Raw genomic sequence first — 18,575 nt, forward strand, 5'->3', positions numbered from 1 at the left:
GGTTTCCGGAAATTATATATTATGTTTGATTACCAATGATAACTACATAAAAAAGGAGAAAAATTATGGCACTGAGAACAATAAGAACTGAGGGAGATCCTGTATTAAGAAAGGTCAGCAGACCAGTTACAGAGATGAATCAGAAGCTCCGTACACTGATCTTTGACATGCTGGACACTATGTATGAATCTATGGGAGTGGGATTGGCTGCTCCTCAGGTGGGAATTTTAAAAAGACTTGTGACCATTGATGTAGGCGACGGACCTATCGTATTGATCAATCCTGAAATTCTGGAAACTTCCGGAGAGCAGACCGGAGATGAAGGCTGTCTTAGTGTTCCTGGAATGGCAGGACAGGTAACAAGACCAAATTATGTAAAGGTGAAAGCTCTGGATGAGAACATGGAAGAAGTGATCTATGAAGGGACAGAACTTCTCGCAAGAGCTTTCTGCCATGAAATTGACCATCTGGATGGAAAAATGTATACAGATCTGGTAGAGGGAGAGCTTCACAGAACTGTATATGATGATGACGAGGTATAAGAAAAATGAAAATTGTTTATATGGGAACACCGGACTTTGCAGTTCCGGCTCTTGCAGCCCTGGTGGATGCAGGATATGAAGTGGCTGGCGTGGTCACACAGCCGGATAAACCAAAGGGGAGAGGAAAAACGCTTGTCCCGACTCCGGTTAAAGAAGAGGCGCTGAAACATGGAATTCCTGTTTATCAGCCCAAGAAAGTCCGGGAACCGGAATTTGTAGAAACTTTAAAAGAAATTGGACCAGATATCATTATTGTGGCAGCTTTTGGGCAGATCATTCCCAAAGAGATCCTGGATATGCCGGAATTTGGCTGTATCAATATTCACGCATCTCTCCTTCCTAAATACAGAGGAGCAGCTCCTATTCAGCAGGCTGTGATCAATGGGGATGAAGCAGCGGGAATTACGATCATGAAAATGGGGACTGGTCTTGATACAGGAGATATGATTTCACAGGCATCCGTTTTACTGACAAAAGATGAGACAGGCGGCAGCCTTTTTGACAGGCTTGCAGATCTGGGAGCAGGACTTCTCGTAAAAACGCTTCCTTCTATTTTTGACAGAACAGCAGTTTATGAGCCGCAGCCGGAGGTAAGTCCCACACCCTATGCAGGAATGATCACAAAACAGATGGGACTTCTTGACTTCCATAAAAATGCAGAAGAGCTGGAGCGTCTTATCAGAGGTATGGATCCATGGCCAAGTGCATATACTTTCCTTAATGGAAAATCCTTAAAGGTATGGAAAGCAGCAGTAGAACAGAAGGTCTCCGGACATGAAGAGCCGGGCACAGTTACAGGAACAGATAAAGAAGGAATCCATGTAACCTGCGGACAGGACAGTCTTATACTGAAAGAAATACAGCTTGAAGGAAAAAAACGTATGGATGCAGCTGCTTTTCTTCGCGGATATCCTATCGAAACAGGAACAATGCTGAAAGATCATAAGGAGTGACAGAATGTACGGATATGGATTTTATGGTTTTGACAGAACATATATATTATTGATTCTGGGAATGCTTCTCTCATTGTTGGCTTCTGCAAAGCTTAGAAGTACGTTTGCAAAGTACAGAACCGTCAGGAGCGCTTCCGGGCTTACCGGAGAACAGGCGGCGAGAAGGATCCTTCAGGCAGCCGGAATCACAGACGTTCAGGTAAGGGCTGTTCCCGGAAGTCTTACAGATCATTATGATCCAAGGACCAAAACAGTAAATCTTTCACAGGATATTTACGGACAGACCTCTCTGGCGGCTGTCGGAGTTGCGGCGCATGAATGCGGCCATGCTATTCAGCATGCAATCCACTATGCTCCGCTGGAGATCAGAAGTGCGATTGTTCCGGCGGCAAATCTGGGAAGTACTTTGTCATGGCCGATTTTCTTTCTGGGGCTTGTTATGAGTGCAAGACCGCTGATCACAGCCGGAATCGTTCTTTTTTCTTTAGCTGTGCTGTTTCAGCTGGTAACGCTCCCGGTGGAGATCAACGCATCATCCAGAGCACTTCATATGCTGGAAACAACAGGAATCCTGGGAAGAGATGAAAACAAGGGAGCGAGAAAGGTTCTGACTGCAGCAGCGATGACTTATGTGGCAGCGCTTGCCGGATCGATTCTGCAGCTTCTGAGACTTTTGATACTTGCAGGAGGAAGAAGAAACGATGACTAGCGGTATCAACACAAGAGAAATGATTCTGGAGATCCTTCTCCAGATTAATGAGGAAGGCGAGCACAGCCATATTGCTGTGAGAAATGCCTTGTCCAAATATCAGTTTCTGCCTAAGCAGGAAAGAGCTTTTGTAACAAGAGTATGTGAGGGAACTCTGGAGTACAGGATTTATATTGATTATATGATCGATTCTTTTTCTAAGATTACGGTGGACAAGATGAAGCCGCCTATTCGGGAAATACTTAGAAGCGCGGTATACCAGATGAAATTTATGGATCGTGTACCGGACAGCGCAGTATGCAACGAGGCAGTGAAACTGGCACAGAAGAAAGGATTTTATAATCTGAAACCTTTTGTGAACGGAGTGCTGAGGGCGATTGCGAGAAATAAGGATCAGCTGGAACTGCCGTCAAGAGAAAAAGATCTGGTCAGATATCTTTCTGTGAGATATTCTATGCCGGAGCCGCTGATCCTGCGGTGGATGGAGATATATGGAGAAGAGACAACAGAAAAGATCTTGAGAGATTTTCTGGAGGAAAAACCATTAACTGTCCGCTGCCGTACATATTTGAATTCAGTGGAGGATATTTGCGAAAGCCTCCGTTCTCAGGGTGTGAAGGTGGAAGATGCGCCTTACCTTCCTTATGCAAAGAAAATTTCAGGCTTTAATCATATTCTTGCTCTGGATGCTTTTATAGAGGGAAAAATTACGGTTCAGGATGTAAGTTCCATGCTGGTTGCCGAGATCGCAGCACCTTCTAAAGGAGATTATGTGATCGACCTCTGTGCAGCACCGGGAGGAAAAAGCCTCCATATTGGAGATAAGATGGAAGGCTTTGGAACTGTAGATGCAAGAGATGTCAGTCAGTATAAGGTGGGACTGATCGAAGAAAATATTCACAGAACAGGCTCCATCAATGTACAGGCCAAAGTAAAGGATGCAACGGTTTTTGATGTGGATTCCGAGTGTCAGGCGGATATTGTTCTGGCAGATGTTCCCTGCTCCGGTTATGGCGTAATAGGAAAAAAACCAGAGATAAAATACAGATCAACACCTCAGAAACAGGAAGAACTGGTGATCCTTCAGAGAAACATCCTTGATAAAGCAGCTGAATATGTGAAGCCAAGAGGCGTCCTGATCTTCAGCACATGCACGATCGCAAAGGAAGAAAATGAAGAGAATATGATGTGGTTTATGAATAATCATCCTTTTAAATTAGAAAGTATCGATCCATATATACCGGAAGAACTGAGATCAGAGACAACAGGTCTGGGCTATCTGCAGCTTTTGCCCGGAGTACATGGAACAGACGGATTTTTTATTGCAAGATTCAGAAGGAAGTAAACAGATGACAGATATTAAATCAATGACCATAGATGAGCTGAAAACTTTGATGGAAGAAATAGGAGAAAAACCCTTTCGTGCAAAACAGATCTACAGCTGGCTTCATGAGCATCTGGCAGTATCCTGGGATGAGATGACAAATCTTCCAAAAGGACTGAAACAGAAACTGGCAGATTATCCCATCACAGCACTGGAAACAGTGGATGTTCAGATTTCCAAAATTGATGGTACCAGAAAGTATCTGTTTCGGCTCAGTGATGGAAATATGATCGAAAGTGTGCTTATGAAATACAAGCATGGGAATTCAGTTTGTATTTCCTCACAGGCAGGCTGCCGCATGGGATGCAGGTTTTGTGCATCGACCATAGGCGGTCTGGCCAGAAATCTTCTGCCCTCTGAGATGCTGGATCAGATATATCGGATCCAGGCCTCCACAGGGGAGAGGGTTTCTAATGTAGTAGTTATGGGATCCGGAGAACCACTGGATAATTATGACAATCTTCTGAGGTTTATCCATATTCTTACAGAAGAAGGCGGAATCCATATCAGCCAGAGAAATCTGACAGTTTCTACCTGCGGTCTTGTACCGAAACTGTACGAGCTTGCAGAAGAAAAACTTCAGATGACACTGGCCGTTTCTCTTCATGCCCCAAATGATGAAAAACGCCGGGAACTGATGCCTATTGCGAACAAATATAGTATGGATGAACTGCTGGAAGCCTGCAGGAATTATTTTGAAAAAACAGGACGAAGAATTACTTTTGAGTACAGTCTGGTAGCCGGTGTCAATGACAGTCCGGAAAATGCCCGGGAACTTGCATCACGGCTCAGGGGGCTGAACTGTCATGTAAATCTGATTCCTGTAAATCCGGTTAAAGAGCGTTCTTTTATACGTTCTACACGTCAGGCAGTGGAGAACTTTAAAATAAATCTTGAAAAATGTGGAATTAATGGTACTATTAGAAGAGAAATGGGCAGCGACATAGACGGTGCCTGTGGGCAGCTAAGAAAAAGATATATGGAAAAAACAGAAAGCGAGAAGTGACATGAGGGTATATTCAGCTACGGATGTGGGGCAGAAGCGGAAAATGAACCAGGACTATGTGTTCGTGTCCAAAGATCCGGTAGGAAATCTTCCCAATCTGTTTGTCGTTGCTGATGGAATGGGCGGTCATAACGCGGGAGATTTTGCATCTTCCCATGCAGTTCAGATATTGGTGAACGAGATTCGGAAAGATGCGGATTTCAACCCTGTTAAGGTGATCCGTCATGCCATAGAAACTGCCAACACGGAGATTTTAAGCCGTGCGCAGGAGGAGGAAGACCTCAGAGGAATGGGAACTACTATTGTAGTAGCAACCATTGTGGGACATTATGCATATGTGGCAAATGTAGGGGACAGTCGTCTGTACCTGATACAGGGACAGATACATCAGATCACAAAAGATCATTCTCTGGTGCAGGAAATGGTCCGTATGGGCGAGATTAAGCCGGAAGAAGCGAGAAATCATCCGGACAAAAATATTATCACCAGAGCACTGGGGGCAGAGAGGATCGTTGATATTGATTTCTTTGACCTGAAACTGGAACCGGAAAGTACCATTTTGATGTGTTCGGATGGTCTTAGTAATATGGTGGAGGACAGTAAGATCCAGGAGATCATATTGGATGAAACAAAAGATCTGCCGCAGAAAGGTGAAACGCTTCTGGGAGAAGCGAACCGGAATGGCGGTAAGGATAATATTGCAGTAGTATTAGTAGAACCATTCACAAATGAGGTGGACAAATGTTGAAAGCAGGAATGATCATAGCAGAACGCTATGAAGTTTTAGGGAAAATTGGCACAGGCGGCATGGCTGATGTGTACAAAGCAAAAGATCATAAGCTGAACCGTTTTGTAGCGGTAAAAGTGCTGAAACCGGAATTCAGAGAGGATAAGACTTTTATCCGCAAATTCCGAAGCGAGGCACAGGCAGCAGCCGGACTGACACATCCGAATATTGTCAATGTATTCGATGTAGGCGATGATGAAGGCGTTTATTATATTGTTATGGAGCTGATCGAAGGAATCACTCTGAAAGAATATATTGCCAAAAAAGGAAAACTTTCCATTAAAGAAGCGACCAGTATTGCAATCCAGGTTTCTATGGGACTGGAAGCGGCACATAATCATGGAATTGTCCATCGTGATGTGAAACCGCAGAATATTATTATTTCTACAGACGGAAAGGTAAAAGTAACAGATTTTGGTATTGCAAGAGCTGCGTCATCTAATACGATCAGTTCAAATGTAATGGGATCTGTTCATTACAGCTCTCCGGAACAGGTACGGGGCGGATATAGTGACGAAAAGTCTGATATTTATTCCCTTGGTATCACTTTGTATGAGATGGTAACAGGAAGAGTTCCATTTGACGGTGATACAACAGTTGCCATTGCCATTAAACATCTTCAGGAGGAAATGGTTCCGCCAAGTGTTTATACAGAGAATCTTCCATATAGTCTGGAACAGATTATTTTTAAATGTACCCAGAAGAGTGTAGGGCGCAGATATGAAAAAATGGAAGATGTGATTGCAGACCTGAAGCATTCTCTTATTGATCCCCAGGGTGATTTTGTAAAACACAGCGATGTGGATACAGATGCCAAGACAGTTGTGATCTCCGATGAAGAACTGGGAGAGATCAAACATACCCAGAAAAACCGTTCTGCTCAGAGAAAACCGGAAGTGGCTCAGCTTGAGGATGAAGAGTACGAGACTGATTACGATGACGGTGATGATGAAGAAGAATATCAGCGCAGACGGGCAGCTGCCAGGGAAAGAAAAAAGAAAAAACGCAAATCCCAGAGCAGGATCATTACGATTTTAGGTTTTCTGGTAGGAGCTGTAGTACTTGCCGGCGTTATTTTCTTCGTGGTGAAAAAGACAGGTGTTTTTGATAAAAAAGAAGAAAACGGACAGGTACAGCAGCAGACTGCAGACAACAATAAAGATGCCATGGTAACAGTTCCGGATCTTGTCGGCAAAACAGAGACAGAGGCAAAGGCGCTTATGGACGGCCTTCAGATCGGTACTCAGATGGTAGGCGAGGAAGCGTCTACTCAGGAAAAGGGACGTATCTCATCGCAGGATATTCCGGCAGGAACCCAGGTGGAAGCCTATACTACATTAAGATATTATATCAGTAAAGGCCAGGAAGAAGTCACCATTCCTTCTGTAGAGGGACAGACTGCTTATGCGATCCAGAAATCTCTGGAAGAAAAAGGCCTGAGTATAAACGTTCAGAAAGAATATAGTGAAGATGACGGTACAGATTACCCTGTAGTAGAACCGGGATACGTAATTGCAATCTTTCCGGAAGAAGGCACAGTCGTAAAGGCAGGAGATACGATCACAATGACTGTCAGCCGTGGACTTGACCGCGGGGACAGTGCTCTTGTTCCGGATGTAGTCGGAAAGACAGAAGAGGAGGCAGTAACTCTGCTGGGAAAATGGATGGATATCCAGATCACAAAGGAACAGAGTACAGACGTACCGGAAGGACAGGTTATTTCTCAGAGTTTGGAGGCTGGTGAGGCGGCAGATCCGGATCAGCCGATCAGCCTTGTTATAAGCGGCAGCAGCCAGCCATCTGAATCAGAAGCGGACAGCTCAGCACAAACAGAGAGCGTTTCAAATGCAGCACAGCAGCAGGCAGCTGCAAATGGCGAGGTGTGGAAATGCACACAAAGTCTGAATACTCCTCAGGGATATAATGGAGGAGCGCTTCGTCTGGAACTGATACAGGATAATGCCGGTGTATCACAGGCAACAACCGTATCCGAGGGACAGGCGCTTACCTTCCCGTACAAGCTTGACATCACAGGAGTACCGGGAGTAAGCCAGGGAACTCTTTGTGTTTATGAAATGGTCAATGGAGAATACCAGCAGCTTGGTTCTTATCCTCTTACTTTTGAAAAGGCACAATAACCTATGGAAGGTAAGATCATAAAAGGCATCGCCGGCTTCTATTATGTACATGGAGAAGACGGAGAGGTTTATGAATGCAGAGCAAAGGGAATTTTCCGGAAGGAGAACCAGAAGCCGCTGGTAGGAGATAATGTAGAGATCACAGTGCTGGATCAGGAAAAAAAAGAAGGGAATCTGGTAAAGATACTGCCCAGAAAAAATTCCCTGATCCGTCCGGCTGTGGCCAATGTGGATCAGGCATTTGTGATCTTTGCAATGGAGGATCCGAAACCGAATTTTATGCTTCTTGACAGGTTCCTGATCATGATGGAACAGGCAGGAGTACCTGCTGTGATCTGTTTTAACAAGAAAGATCTGGCAGAAGAAAAAGAAGTCAGAGAACTTTATGATACTTATAAAGGATGTGGATATCAGGTGCTTCTTTCCAGCGCGCTTCATAGCGAAGGAATAGAAGAAATAAGAAGCATTCTGAAAGGAAAGACAACAGTGGTTGCCGGCCCGTCCGGTGTAGGGAAATCATCTTTGACAAATCTTCTTCAGAAGGAAGTCAGGATGGAAACCGGAGAGATCAGCAGAAAATTAAAGCGCGGAAAACATACCACGCGCCATTCACAGGTAATTCCCATAGGGGAACACACATATCTTATGGATACGCCGGGATTTTCTTCTCTGTATCTTACAGATATGGAAGAACAGGAGCTTAAAGATTATTTTCCGGAATTTCGGAAATATGATGGACAGTGCCGGTTTTTGGGATGCCGACATATCCATGAGCCGGGATGTCGGGTAAAAGAAGCTCTTGAAGCTGAAGAAATCAGCAGATTAAGATATGAAGATTACTTGAGTTTATATGAAGAATTGAAAGAGAAAAGGAGATATTAATCACATGGACTATCATTTATGTCCCTCGATTTTGTCAGCAGATTTTAATCGACTGGGCCAGCAGATACAGACTTTGGAGAATGAAGGAGTTAAATGGCTTCATATTGATGTAATGGATGGGGATTTTGTTCCAAGCATTTCATTTGGAATGCCGGTGATCCGTTCTATCAGAAAAGAATCCAACATGTTTTTTGATGTACATCTTATGGTGTCTGCTCCGGAACGCTATATTCAGGATTTTGTAGATTGCGGCGCAGATTCTATTACAGTACATGCGGAAGCATGTGAAGATCTGGAACGTGCCATTGAACTGATCCGTGATGCAGGAGTGAAGGTTGGCATTTCCATTAAGCCGGCAACTCCGGTTAATGATATCAGTCATCTGCTTGATGATGTAGATATGGTGCTGGTCATGACAGTTCAGCCGGGATTCGGAGGACAGAAGTACATTGATGATTGTACAGAGAAGATTTGTGAGCTCCGTGAGCTGATCGAAAAAGAAGATTTGGATGTAGACATTCAGGTTGACGGCGGAATCAATGATGAGACCATGGAGACCGTTATGAGAGCAGGAGCAAATCTTCTGGTTGCAGGTTCTTATGTGTTCAATGGAGATCTTAAATCTAATGTGCGGAACATTAAGAAGAGAATGGAACATATTCAAGAGGATATTCAGTGAAACATATGAAAAATGCAGTTATTGTAAGCGGGGGCAATATCGATACAGATTTTGCCCTCGATTTTTTGAAAAAAAATACAACAGAAGACACCTGGAGGATTGCTGCAGACAGAGGTCTGGAATTTTTTAGAAATACTGGTTTAATTCCAGATGCAGCCATAGGAGATTTTGACAGCCTTTCTTCAGAAGGAATGGAATATCTGAAAATGCTTTCGGATACGGAAATCATAAGACTGAAGCCGGAGAAAGATGATTCTGATACTCAGTCTGCGGTGTGCTTTGCCATGGACAGAGGCGCCGAACAGATTTTTGTGCTGGGAGCAACAGGAAAAAGGATCGATCATCTGCTTGCCAATTTTGGCCTTCTGGTATTAGGTGCGGAAAGAGGAACAGAGATTATTCTGGCAGATCCATGGAACTATATGAAATTGGTCAAAAGCGGAACTATACTGAAAAAATCAGAGCAGTTCGGCAAATATGTGTCCTTTTTTTCGCTGAACGGGGATGTGCCGGGACTGACTTTAAAAGGCTTTAAATATCCTTTGGACCGTCATTATCTGACCGCCTCAGACAGTGGACTGACTGTAAGTAATGAGATTGCCCAGGAAGAAGCCAGCATAGAATTCGATAAAGGGATCCTTTTGATGCTTATGACAAAAGACTGATAGAAAAGAATGGCTGTTTCAGACGAATAAAAAAGAATTTTAAGCTGAAATGGAAGCTGAATATTCACAAAGCCGAAATGGTATGGTACAATATAAGATACTGTATTAAGAGCAGATTTATGCCTGTTCAAGATGCAGGACATATTGCAGATAAAAGAAACCACAGGATTTATAGGAGGAAATAGAGAAAATGAAGCTTGGTATCGTAGGACTGCCGAATGTGGGCAAGAGTACACTTTTTAATTCTTTGACAAAAGCGGGAGCAGAGTCCGCAAACTATCCTTTCTGTACCATTGACCCGAATGTGGGAATTGTTACAGTACCGGATGAGAGACTGAATCTCCTGGGAGAGTTTTATCATTCAAAAAAGGTGACTCCCGCAGTGATCGAGTTTGTAGATATTGCCGGACTTGTAAAAGGAGCATCAAAGGGTGAAGGTCTGGGAAACCAGTTTCTTGCCAATATCCGTGAGGTGGATGCAATTGTTCATGTAGTGCGCTGCTTTGAAGATCCTAATGTGATCCATGTAGATGGAAGTATTGATCCTCTTCGTGATATCGAGACGATCAATCTGGAGCTTGTATTTTCTGATCTGGAAATCCTGGAGAGAAGGATCGCCAAGGTGACAAAGACTGCCAGAATGGATAAAGAAGCTGCAAAAGAACTTGAGTTCCTCCAGAAAGTAAAGGCACATCTGGAAGAGGGAAAAATGGCCATCACCATGGAAATGGAAACAGAGGATGAAGAAGCATGGATGGGAACTTATAATCTTCTTACCTGGAAACCGGTGATCTATGCAGCTAATGTAGCGGAAGATGAACTTGCAGATGATGCAGCATCCAATCCTCATGTACAGGCTGTGAAGGAATATGCCGGCCAGCAGAAAAGTGAGGTTTTTGTAATCTGTGCAGAGATTGAGGAGGAAATCTCCCAGCTGGATGATGATGAGAAAAAAATGTTTCTGGAAGACCTGGGACTGACAGAATCCGGTCTTGAGAAGCTTGTGCGTGCAAGCTACAGTCTTCTTGGGCTTATGAGCTTCCTCACTTCAGGAGAAGATGAAACAAGAGCCTGGACCATTAAGATTGGTACAAAGGCTCCTCAGGCAGCAGGAAAGATCCATACGGATTTTGAACGTGGATTTATTAAGGCTGAGGTTGTAAATTATAAAGATCTCCTGGACTGCGGATCTTATGCAGGTGCTAGAGAAAAAGGTCTTGTACGAATGGAAGGTAAGGAATATGTGGTTCAGGACGGCGATGTGATCCTGTTCCGTTTCAATGTATGATAAAGGTGTTTTTATGAATACATCAATTCGATTTCCAAATCTGGATATAGATTTCAGATATGTGGGCCGTTCCGTCTCTCTTTTTGGAATTGAGATTACTTTTTATGGAATGCTGATCACGCTGGGAATGCTGACAGCACTGGTTTATATGATCCTTCATGCAAAAAGAAAAAAAGAGGATCCAAACCTGTGTCTGGAAATGATGATTCCTTCTCTGATCGGAGGTGTGATCGGAGCACGGCTCCTGTATATAATGCTTCACTGGGAACTGTTTGCAGGAAAAACAATTTCGCAATTTCTGGATATTACCAGTGGTGGAATGAGTTTTTTGGGAGGACTTCTGGGCGGAATGCTTTTTGGGGCAGTTTACTGCCATATCCGCAAAGTTTCCTTTATGCGGCTGGCAGATACTGCCAGTATGGGACTTCTGATCACGCAGATAATAGGAATATGGGGAAACTTCTTTAACCGGGAATCTTTTGGCGAATATACAGATACCTTGTTTGCAATGCAGATTCCTGCCGCTGCTGTAGATAAAAGCCAGATCACCTCTCTGATGCAGTCGCATCTGGCAGAGGCAGAGGGGATCTCATATATTCAGGTTCATCCGTTGTTTCTTTATGAAAGTTTGTGGTTCCTGCTTTTATTTGTGGTTCTGCTTTCTTATACCCGCAGAAAAAAATATGCAGGAGAGATTCTTCTCAGATATCTGGCAGGATATTTTCTTGGAGCTGCTGTGATGGAATGGCTCAGCCCTGCCGGATTTATGATTCCGAAAACAGAGATACCTGTACTGCCGACAGTATATATATTTACAGCAGTGATTCTATGGATTACCGCAGCTGTTCGCAGGAGTCTTTCGAAAAAACGGGAGAAATACAGAAGGCGAAGAAAAGAGGACTATGAATCCGGTGACAAAAGGTCAGGATTGAATTATGATGAAATCCATACCTATGAAGATGTTTCTCATGAATTTCTGGGGACAGATCTGCCTGACAGAAAGGACAAGACCGAAGAAAACGAGGGTTCTGAACATGCAGAAACAGATGAGAAAACTGAAAAAGAAATGGAATCCGGAACAGATGGAGGAAAGAAAAAGGAGCAGCAGGAAGAAGCTAAAGAGGAAGATACACCGCTGCCGCAGGAAGCTCAATGGGATGATACAGAATCGGGAGGATCTTCCCAAGTGTCTGAAGATGAGCAGAAAGCTTGATGAATTAATAGAAAAAACAGAAATAATATAAGGACGCAGGGGAAATTTGCAGCATCAGGCCGCAGGTTTCCCTTGTTTGTTTTTAATCCTGAACGAAAAAACCTGAGATTCCCACTTGTATTTTCCACATAAATAGGGTAGAATGGTTGCATAAGTGGTAGAAAGTGGTGAAAAGTGGTAGCGAATGGAAGGAACATGGCAGACCTGTCCATTTCTGCTGAAAAGTACGAAGGGGAGAATCGTACTTTCCGAGAGTAGGTGAGTTACATGTTCATGGGAGAATACAACCATACAATTGATGCGAAGGGGCGTCTGATCATTCCTGCTAAATTCAGGGAACTTCTGGGAGAGGAGTTTGTACTGACAAAGGGACTGGATGGTTGTCTTTCAGTTTATCCTATGGATGAATGGAAAGCCTTTGAAGAAAAGCTCAGAGCCTTACCACTTACAAGTAAAGAAGCAAGAACCTTCTCACGTTTCTTTGTTGCGGGAGCGACTATGTGTGAACTGGACAAGCAGGGGAGAATTCTTGTGCCTCAGGCACTTCGGGAATTTGCTGGTCTGGAAAAAGAAGTAGTCATTACCGGCAATCTGAATAAGGTTGAAATATGGAGCAGAGAAAAGTGGAGCGAAAACTGCTGTTATGATGATATGGAAAGCATTGCAGAAGGCATGCAGAAAATGGGTATCATTATTTAAGCATTACGCTGGAAAGAAATCCAACACAGGAGACGGATATGGAATTTAAACACAAATCTGTATTACTGGAAGAAACCATCGAGGGTTTAAGGGTAAAACCTGACGGAATCTACGTGGATGGAACTCTGGGAGGTGCAGGGCATGCCTCTGAGGTGTGCCGGAGACTTTCTGCCAAGGGGAGATTTATTGGCATAGATCAGGACCAGGATGCAATAGTTGCTGCGAGTGAAAGGTTGGCTGCCTATAAAGACAGGGTGACGATCATTCGCAGCAATTATTGTTACATGGTAGATGAATTGAAGAACCTTGGTATCCATCAGGTAGACGGAATAGTGCTGGATCTGGGAGTTTCCTCCTATCAGCTTGACAATGAAGAGCGCGGCTTCACTTATAGGGCAGACGCGCCTCTTGACATGCGCATGGATCAGAGACAGAGCAGAACAGCGGCAGACATCATCAATGGTTACGAAGAAAAAGAACTGTACCGTATCATTCGTGATTACGGTGAAGATAAATTTGCAAAGAATATTGCGAAACATATTGTTGCGGCAAGACAGGAAAAACCTGTACGCACAACAGGAGAACTGACAGAGATCATACGTCGTGCCATACCTATGAAGATACAGGCTGCAGGTGGTCATCCTGCAAAAAGGACGTTTCAGGCTGTCCGCATTGAGCTGAACCGGGAACTGGATGTTCTTCGGGAATCTCTGGACGGGATGATCGATATGCTGGGCGACGGAGGGCGCATCTGTGTGATCACATTCCATTCGCTGGAAGACAGGATCGTAAAGACGATTTTCCGTAAAAACGAAAATCCCTGTACCTGTCCGCCTGATTTTCCTGTATGTGTCTGCGGAAAGAAGTCAAAAGGAAAGGTGATCACACGAAAACCGATCCTGCCCGGAGAACAGGAACTGGAAGAGAATTCCAGATCCAAAAGTGCAAAACTGCGTATTTTTGAGCGCAGGCTGCAGCAGTAGGCAATGGTTTTGAAAGTGAAAGAAAGTTAGTGATAGATGATGGACAGGACAAACAGAGCAGTGACAGACAGAAGAAGCAGAGAAAATGCCAGAAGCATTCAGAATGTGTATGTAGATGGAAATGCTGTAAGAAGACTGCAGGAAATTCCTGACAGAAGATATTCTTCCGGGAGACCTGCACAGAACAAAAAAAGAAAAAGTTCTCGGAGTGCAGCTTCTGCAAAAGCGTCAGGTCGTGCAAGAGAGGTCAGCAGAACAACGCAGAGAAACCGCAGAAAGGCAATGAGCATGGGGCGGGGATACGTTGTATTTCTTACAGTGGTCTCAGTTGCAGTCCTGTTTTTCTGTGTATATTACCTTCAGCTAAGGGCAGATGTTACCGGCCGGATCAAAACAGTAGCAGCTCTTGAAACAGAGTTAAGTGAGCTTCGGGAAGAAAATGATGCCTATGAAAGTCAGGTGAATTCTGATGTGGACCTGAACAGGATCAAGAAGATCGCCATCGGCCGTCTGGGGATGAATTATCCCCGGGATGATCAGAAGAAAACCTACAGTATGTCTAACAACAGTTATGTAAGACAGTATCAGGATATTCCCCGCAGTAAGTAAGAGGTGAGAATTTGGGAAACAGCAGGAGGAGAAAAAAGCCACAGCGTAAAATAAATCATCAGATGAGAGGAAAGCTGGCAGGACTGTTTGGTGCAGTGCTGCTGGCTTTAGTTTGTTTGTTGGGAAGGATTACATATATCAATGCCACCAGCGGAAATAAATATAAAAAACAGGTTCTGACTCAGGCTCAGCAGAAATATGCTAGTAATGTTCTTCCGGCAAAACGCGGAAATATTTATGACAGGAACGGAAATATCCTTGCGACCAGCAATAAAGTATACAATGTGATACTGGATTGTAAAACGGTAAACTCTGATGAAGATTATGCGGAACCTACCATCAGAGCTCTGAACAAGATACTGGGAGTAGAAGAGGAGAAAGTCCGCTCCCTTCTTTCTGATGAAAAAACAAGCAGCAGCCAGTATCAGATTCTTATAAAAAAGCTTTCTATGGATGATAAAAAGGAATTTGAGAAATATTGTACTGTGGACGAGGACAGTGATCTTTCAGAATCAGAAATAAAAGAACGTTCTAATGTAAAAGGCGTATGGTTTGAGGAGGATTATCTCAGAAGCTATCCATTTAACAGTCTTGCCTGTGATGCGATTGGTTTTACACTTGCCAGAGATGTTGCAGATGTGGGGCTGGAAAGTTATTACAACAGTACACTTATGGGGGCTGACGGCCGTCAGTACGGATACTTTAACAGTGATTCGGATGTGGAACAGACTATTATAGAGCCTGTTGACGGCAAAAGCATCGTGACTACCATAGATGTGGGAATGCAGCAGATCGTTGAAAAATATGTAAACGGATTTAAGAAAAAAATGGGAGCCAAGGATATCGGCGTTATCATAGAAGATCCAAATACAGGAGAAATTCTTGCTATGGATGCCGGTGACCGTTACGATCTGAATAATCCTAGGGATCTTTCCAGCATTTATTCTGAGGAAGAGATCAAGGCGATGAATGATACGGAAACAGTGCAGGCGCTGAATGATATGTGGAATAACTTCTGTGTCACAGATGCCTATGAGCCGGGATCGGTAATCAAACCCATTGTTGTAGCAGGTGCACTTGAAAAAGGCGGTATTTCTGAAACAGATACCTTTTTGTGCGATGGAGGAGAGGCTTTTGGAGCCAATGGAGATCCGTTTATCAAATGTGCAGTATATCCGGATGCTCACGGGGAACAGGATCTGACACATGTGATCGCCAATTCATGCAATGACGGTATGATGGCGATTGCAGCGGCGATGGGTGCGGATGAATTTATTAAAGCACAGAGTCTTTTTAACTTTGGCAGCCGCACCGGTATTGACCTTCCGAATGAAGGATACGGTATTATTCATACGGCAGAGACAATGGGGGCAACGGAACTTGCCTGTTCAGCTTTTGGACAGGGAATTACCTGTACGATGATCCAGGAAATTAATGCGATGTGTTCTGTTATCAACGGAGGTTACTACTATCAGCCTCATCTGGTAAAAGAAATCCAGGATGGAAGCGGAAGTACGGTGAAAACTATTGATCCGATTCTTTTAAAGCAGACGATTTCCTCAGATATATCTGCAGATATTCGGTCTTATATGGCAGCCAGTGTTACGGAAGGTACCAGCCGTACGTCAAAAGTTCAGGGATACAGTTCCGGCGGAAAGACAGGTACAGCAGAGAAGCTTCCCCGAGGAAATGGCAAATATCTGGTTTCCTTTATTACGTTTGCTCCGGTGGAGGAGCCGCAGCTTGTACTGTATGTGGTAGTTGACGAACCAAATGCAGAAAACCAGGCAGACAGTAAATATCCTCAGTATATTGCCCAGGGTATTCTGTCGGAACTTCTTCCTTATATGAATATTGAGCCGGATGAGGCCGAAAATGGAGCTGTTCCGGAAACAGAGCTGTGGGAAGGCTTTGAGGGAGTGCTGGAGGATATTTCCGGAGGAAGCGTGGATGAGGCCGGAAATCTTGTAGATGCAGAAGGCAACCTTATTGATATGGAAGGCAACCGGGTAGATGAGGAAGGATACCTTCTTAATGAAGAGGGCCAGAGAAAAGTTGACGAAAACGGTGAGTACATCAAATCCCAGAATATGGAAACTTTTTCCGGAGAAACGCTTCCTTCTGCAGAAAGCGGTGAGTCAGTTGGGGATGCAGTATCTAATCCGGCAGCGCCGGCGCCGCCGGAAAGTGATGAAGATCCGGTAGACGGAAATAATATGGAAAGCGAAGGGCTTACCAATGAAGAGGCAGGGCTGGAATAAAAATTTCGGATTCCTGTCATAGAAAGGACATACCCTGCAGAGAAACATCATATATTTTTATGATGATCTCTGTGGGGCTTTTTTATGAAAAAAAATATGACATTCCATAAAAAGAAAGTATGGGTAGTCTTTCTTATGTGTGCAGGGATGCTTGTGGGACTTATGGGGAGATTAGTGTGGCTGATGGGCTTTCGTTCTGATCATTATTATGAAAAGGCAGAGGAACTGCATGAGAGGGAACGGGATATCAAGGCGGCCAGAGGAAGGATCCTGGATGCAAATGGAAAAGTGCTGGCAGATAACAAAACGGTCTGTACTGTATCAGTAATTCACAGCCAGGTAAAAGATCCGGAGAAAGTGATACGACTGCTTTCGGCAGAGCTGGGTATATCGGAAGAGAATATAAGAAAAAAGGTGGAAAAAATATCTTCTATTGAAAGAATCAGAACAAATGTAGACAAAGAGACAGGAGATATCATACGAAGAGCAGGTCTGGAAGGGGTGAAGGTAGATGAAGATTATAAAAGATATTATCCATATGATACACTGGCATCCAGAGTTCTGGGATTTACAGGAGGAGACAATCAGGGAATTATCGGACTGGAAGTAGAATATGAGGATGTTTTAAGGGGCACTCCGGGAAAAATACTGACTACTACAGACGCAAGAGGAGTAGAAATCGATGAAATAGGGGAAAGCCGGGTGGAACCGGAAAAAGGAGATGATCTCAGACTAAGCCTGGATATCAGTATTCAGGAATTTGTTCAGCAGGCGGCTCTGAAAGTAATGGAAGAAAAACAGGCGGAAAGAGTGTCTGTTCTCCTGATGAATCCTCAGAATGGAGAAATCTATGCATGTGTCAATGTGCCGGAATTTAATCTGAACGATCCTTTTGTTCTGAATACAGGAGAAGACGTTTCTTCTATGAGTACTCAGAAAGCTCAGGAAATGCTGAATCAGATGTGGAGAAACCCCTGTCTGAACGATACCTATGAGCCTGGGTCTACATTTAAGATCATTACAATGGCAGCAGGGCTTCAGGAGGGAGTGGTTTCTCTGGAAGATCATTTTTACTGCCCGGGATATAAGCTGGTTGATGACAGAAGAATCCACTGCGCAAATCGAAGAGGACATGGATCCCAGAATTTTGTAGAAGGAGCTCAGAATTCCTGCAATCCTGTTTTTATTGAAGTAGGACTCAGGCTGGGAGTGCAAAAATATTATCAGTATTTCCGGCAGTTTGGGCTGATGGAAAAAACAGGGATCGATCTTCCGGGAGAGGCAGGAACGATCATGCATAAAATGGAGAATATGGGAAATGTAGAGCTTGCTACAGTAGCCTTCGGACAGTCTTTTCAGATTACTCCCATCCAGCTTGCTGCAACGGTCAGCTCTTTGATCAATGGAGGCAACAGGGTTACCCCTCATTTTGGAGTGGCTGTTCAGAGCGAAGACGGAAATTCTGTAAAGGAGCTTTCATATTCTTCTAAAACCGGAATCGTATCCGAAGACGTTTCAAAAAAGGTAAGAGATATTCTGGAAACGGTGGTTTCTCAGGGCTCCGGACGAAATGCAGCGGTGCCTGGATATTCTATTGGAGGGAAAACAGCTACATCCCAGACACTTCCAAGAAGTGCCAACAGATATATTTCATCCTTTCTTGGATTTGCGCCGGCAGATGAGCCAAGGGTGCTGGCACTGTGTATTATCCATGATCCAAAAGGTATCTACTATGGAGGGACTATTGCGGCTCCGGTAGTCAGGAGTATCTTTGAAA

17 protein-coding genes are annotated in these 18,575 nt (G+C 44.0%); all 17 read left to right on the forward strand.

Features of this window, described 5'->3' with window-relative positions:
• Nucleotides 1-65 precede the first annotated feature (65 nt).
• A complete protein-coding gene (gene def / locus RDS42_RS04615) occupies nucleotides 66-542 on the forward strand; it encodes a peptide deformylase (protein WP_308782606.1) in 477 nt (158 codons plus the stop codon).
• 5 nt (nucleotides 543-547) lie between these two features.
• Nucleotides 548-1,495: a methionyl-tRNA formyltransferase gene (gene fmt / locus RDS42_RS04620; protein ID WP_308782607.1), complete on the forward strand. Its 948-nt coding sequence runs from the start codon at nucleotides 548-550 to the stop codon at nucleotides 1,493-1,495.
• Nucleotides 1,496-1,499: 4 nt separating this feature from the next.
• Nucleotides 1,500-2,204, forward strand: a complete 705-nt coding sequence (locus RDS42_RS04625) for a zinc metallopeptidase (protein WP_308782608.1) — start codon at nucleotides 1,500-1,502, stop codon at nucleotides 2,202-2,204.
• The gene (gene rsmB / locus RDS42_RS04630) at nucleotides 2,197-3,549 is read left to right on the forward strand and encodes a 16S rRNA (cytosine(967)-C(5))-methyltransferase RsmB (RefSeq protein WP_308782609.1); all 1,353 of its coding nucleotides are present in this window, start codon (nucleotides 2,197-2,199) and stop codon (nucleotides 3,547-3,549) included. The genes RDS42_RS04625 and rsmB overlap by 8 nt, the downstream gene beginning before the upstream one ends.
• A gap of 4 nt (nucleotides 3,550-3,553) precedes the next feature.
• On the forward strand, nucleotides 3,554-4,594 hold the full coding sequence (rlmN, locus tag RDS42_RS04635; protein WP_308782610.1) for a 23S rRNA (adenine(2503)-C(2))-methyltransferase RlmN: 1,041 nt from the start codon (nucleotides 3,554-3,556) through the stop codon (nucleotides 4,592-4,594).
• A 1-nt stretch (nucleotide 4,595) separates the two neighbouring features.
• On the forward strand, nucleotides 4,596-5,342 hold the full coding sequence (locus tag RDS42_RS04640) for a Stp1/IreP family PP2C-type Ser/Thr phosphatase (RefSeq protein WP_308782611.1): 747 nt from the start codon (nucleotides 4,596-4,598) through the stop codon (nucleotides 5,340-5,342).
• Nucleotides 5,336-7,519, forward strand: a complete 2,184-nt coding sequence (gene pknB / locus RDS42_RS04645) for a Stk1 family PASTA domain-containing Ser/Thr kinase (protein WP_308782612.1) — start codon at nucleotides 5,336-5,338, stop codon at nucleotides 7,517-7,519. Before RDS42_RS04640 ends, pknB begins: the two co-directional genes overlap by 7 nt.
• A gap of 3 nt (nucleotides 7,520-7,522) precedes the next feature.
• Entirely contained in the window at nucleotides 7,523-8,401 is an 879-nt protein-coding gene (gene rsgA, locus RDS42_RS04650; RefSeq protein ID WP_308782613.1) for a ribosome small subunit-dependent GTPase A, read from the forward strand.
• Between the two features lie 4 nt (nucleotides 8,402-8,405).
• Nucleotides 8,406-9,080, forward strand: a complete 675-nt coding sequence (gene rpe / locus RDS42_RS04655; RefSeq protein ID WP_308782614.1) for a ribulose-phosphate 3-epimerase — start codon at nucleotides 8,406-8,408, stop codon at nucleotides 9,078-9,080.
• A gap of 5 nt (nucleotides 9,081-9,085) precedes the next feature.
• Complete coding sequence (locus RDS42_RS04660) at nucleotides 9,086-9,745, forward strand: thiamine diphosphokinase (protein ID WP_308782622.1); 660 nt, start codon at nucleotides 9,086-9,088, stop codon at nucleotides 9,743-9,745.
• A gap of 190 nt (nucleotides 9,746-9,935) precedes the next feature.
• Entirely contained in the window at nucleotides 9,936-11,033 is a 1,098-nt protein-coding gene (gene ychF / locus RDS42_RS04665) for a redox-regulated ATPase YchF (RefSeq protein ID WP_308782615.1), read from the forward strand.
• 13 nt (nucleotides 11,034-11,046) lie between these two features.
• A complete protein-coding gene (gene lgt, locus RDS42_RS04670; protein WP_308782616.1) occupies nucleotides 11,047-12,246 on the forward strand; it encodes a prolipoprotein diacylglyceryl transferase in 1,200 nt (399 codons plus the stop codon).
• 267 nt (nucleotides 12,247-12,513) lie between these two features.
• Nucleotides 12,514-12,945, forward strand: a complete 432-nt coding sequence (gene mraZ / locus RDS42_RS04675; RefSeq protein ID WP_308782617.1) for a division/cell wall cluster transcriptional repressor MraZ — start codon at nucleotides 12,514-12,516, stop codon at nucleotides 12,943-12,945.
• Between the two features lie 38 nt (nucleotides 12,946-12,983).
• On the forward strand, nucleotides 12,984-13,928 hold the full coding sequence (gene rsmH, locus RDS42_RS04680) for a 16S rRNA (cytosine(1402)-N(4))-methyltransferase RsmH (RefSeq protein ID WP_308782618.1): 945 nt from the start codon (nucleotides 12,984-12,986) through the stop codon (nucleotides 13,926-13,928).
• A 36-nt stretch (nucleotides 13,929-13,964) separates the two neighbouring features.
• Nucleotides 13,965-14,537, forward strand: coding sequence for a hypothetical protein (locus RDS42_RS04685; protein WP_308782619.1), 573 nt, complete (start codon nucleotides 13,965-13,967; stop codon nucleotides 14,535-14,537).
• 11 nt (nucleotides 14,538-14,548) lie between these two features.
• Complete coding sequence (locus RDS42_RS04690) at nucleotides 14,549-16,798, forward strand: penicillin-binding transpeptidase domain-containing protein (protein WP_308782620.1); 2,250 nt, start codon at nucleotides 14,549-14,551, stop codon at nucleotides 16,796-16,798.
• An 84-nt stretch (nucleotides 16,799-16,882) separates the two neighbouring features.
• Nucleotides 16,883-18,575 (forward strand): penicillin-binding transpeptidase domain-containing protein (locus RDS42_RS04695; protein WP_308782621.1); only part of this gene is annotated, 1,693 nt, incomplete at its 3' end.

Source organism: uncultured Blautia sp. (assembly GCF_902497045.1).
Lineage (GTDB): Bacteria > Bacillota > Clostridia > Lachnospirales > Lachnospiraceae > Blautia_A.

What these genes read in the sequence shown, in the direction of transcription:
- def (WP_308782606.1), top strand. Translation starts at nt 66, where the DNA reads ATGGCACTGAGAACAATAAGAACTGAGGGAGATCCTGTATTAAGAAAG.
- fmt (WP_308782607.1), top strand. Translation starts at nt 548, where the DNA reads ATGAAAATTGTTTATATGGGAACACCGGACTTTGCAGTTCCGGCTCTT.
- RDS42_RS04625 (WP_308782608.1), top strand. Translation starts at nt 1,500, where the DNA reads ATGTACGGATATGGATTTTATGGTTTTGACAGAACATATATATTATTG.
- rsmB (WP_308782609.1), top strand. Translation starts at nt 2,197, where the DNA reads ATGACTAGCGGTATCAACACAAGAGAAATGATTCTGGAGATCCTTCTC.
- rlmN (WP_308782610.1), top strand. Translation starts at nt 3,554, where the DNA reads ATGACAGATATTAAATCAATGACCATAGATGAGCTGAAAACTTTGATG.
- RDS42_RS04640 (WP_308782611.1), top strand. Translation starts at nt 4,596, where the DNA reads ATGAGGGTATATTCAGCTACGGATGTGGGGCAGAAGCGGAAAATGAAC.
- pknB (WP_308782612.1), top strand. Translation starts at nt 5,336, where the DNA reads ATGTTGAAAGCAGGAATGATCATAGCAGAACGCTATGAAGTTTTAGGG.
- rsgA (WP_308782613.1), top strand. Translation starts at nt 7,523, where the DNA reads ATGGAAGGTAAGATCATAAAAGGCATCGCCGGCTTCTATTATGTACAT.
- rpe (WP_308782614.1), top strand. Translation starts at nt 8,406, where the DNA reads ATGGACTATCATTTATGTCCCTCGATTTTGTCAGCAGATTTTAATCGA.
- RDS42_RS04660 (WP_308782622.1), top strand. Translation starts at nt 9,086, where the DNA reads ATGAAAAATGCAGTTATTGTAAGCGGGGGCAATATCGATACAGATTTT.
- ychF (WP_308782615.1), top strand. Translation starts at nt 9,936, where the DNA reads ATGAAGCTTGGTATCGTAGGACTGCCGAATGTGGGCAAGAGTACACTT.
- lgt (WP_308782616.1), top strand. Translation starts at nt 11,047, where the DNA reads ATGAATACATCAATTCGATTTCCAAATCTGGATATAGATTTCAGATAT.
- mraZ (WP_308782617.1), top strand. Translation starts at nt 12,514, where the DNA reads ATGTTCATGGGAGAATACAACCATACAATTGATGCGAAGGGGCGTCTG.
- rsmH (WP_308782618.1), top strand. Translation starts at nt 12,984, where the DNA reads ATGGAATTTAAACACAAATCTGTATTACTGGAAGAAACCATCGAGGGT.
- RDS42_RS04685 (WP_308782619.1), top strand. Translation starts at nt 13,965, where the DNA reads ATGATGGACAGGACAAACAGAGCAGTGACAGACAGAAGAAGCAGAGAA.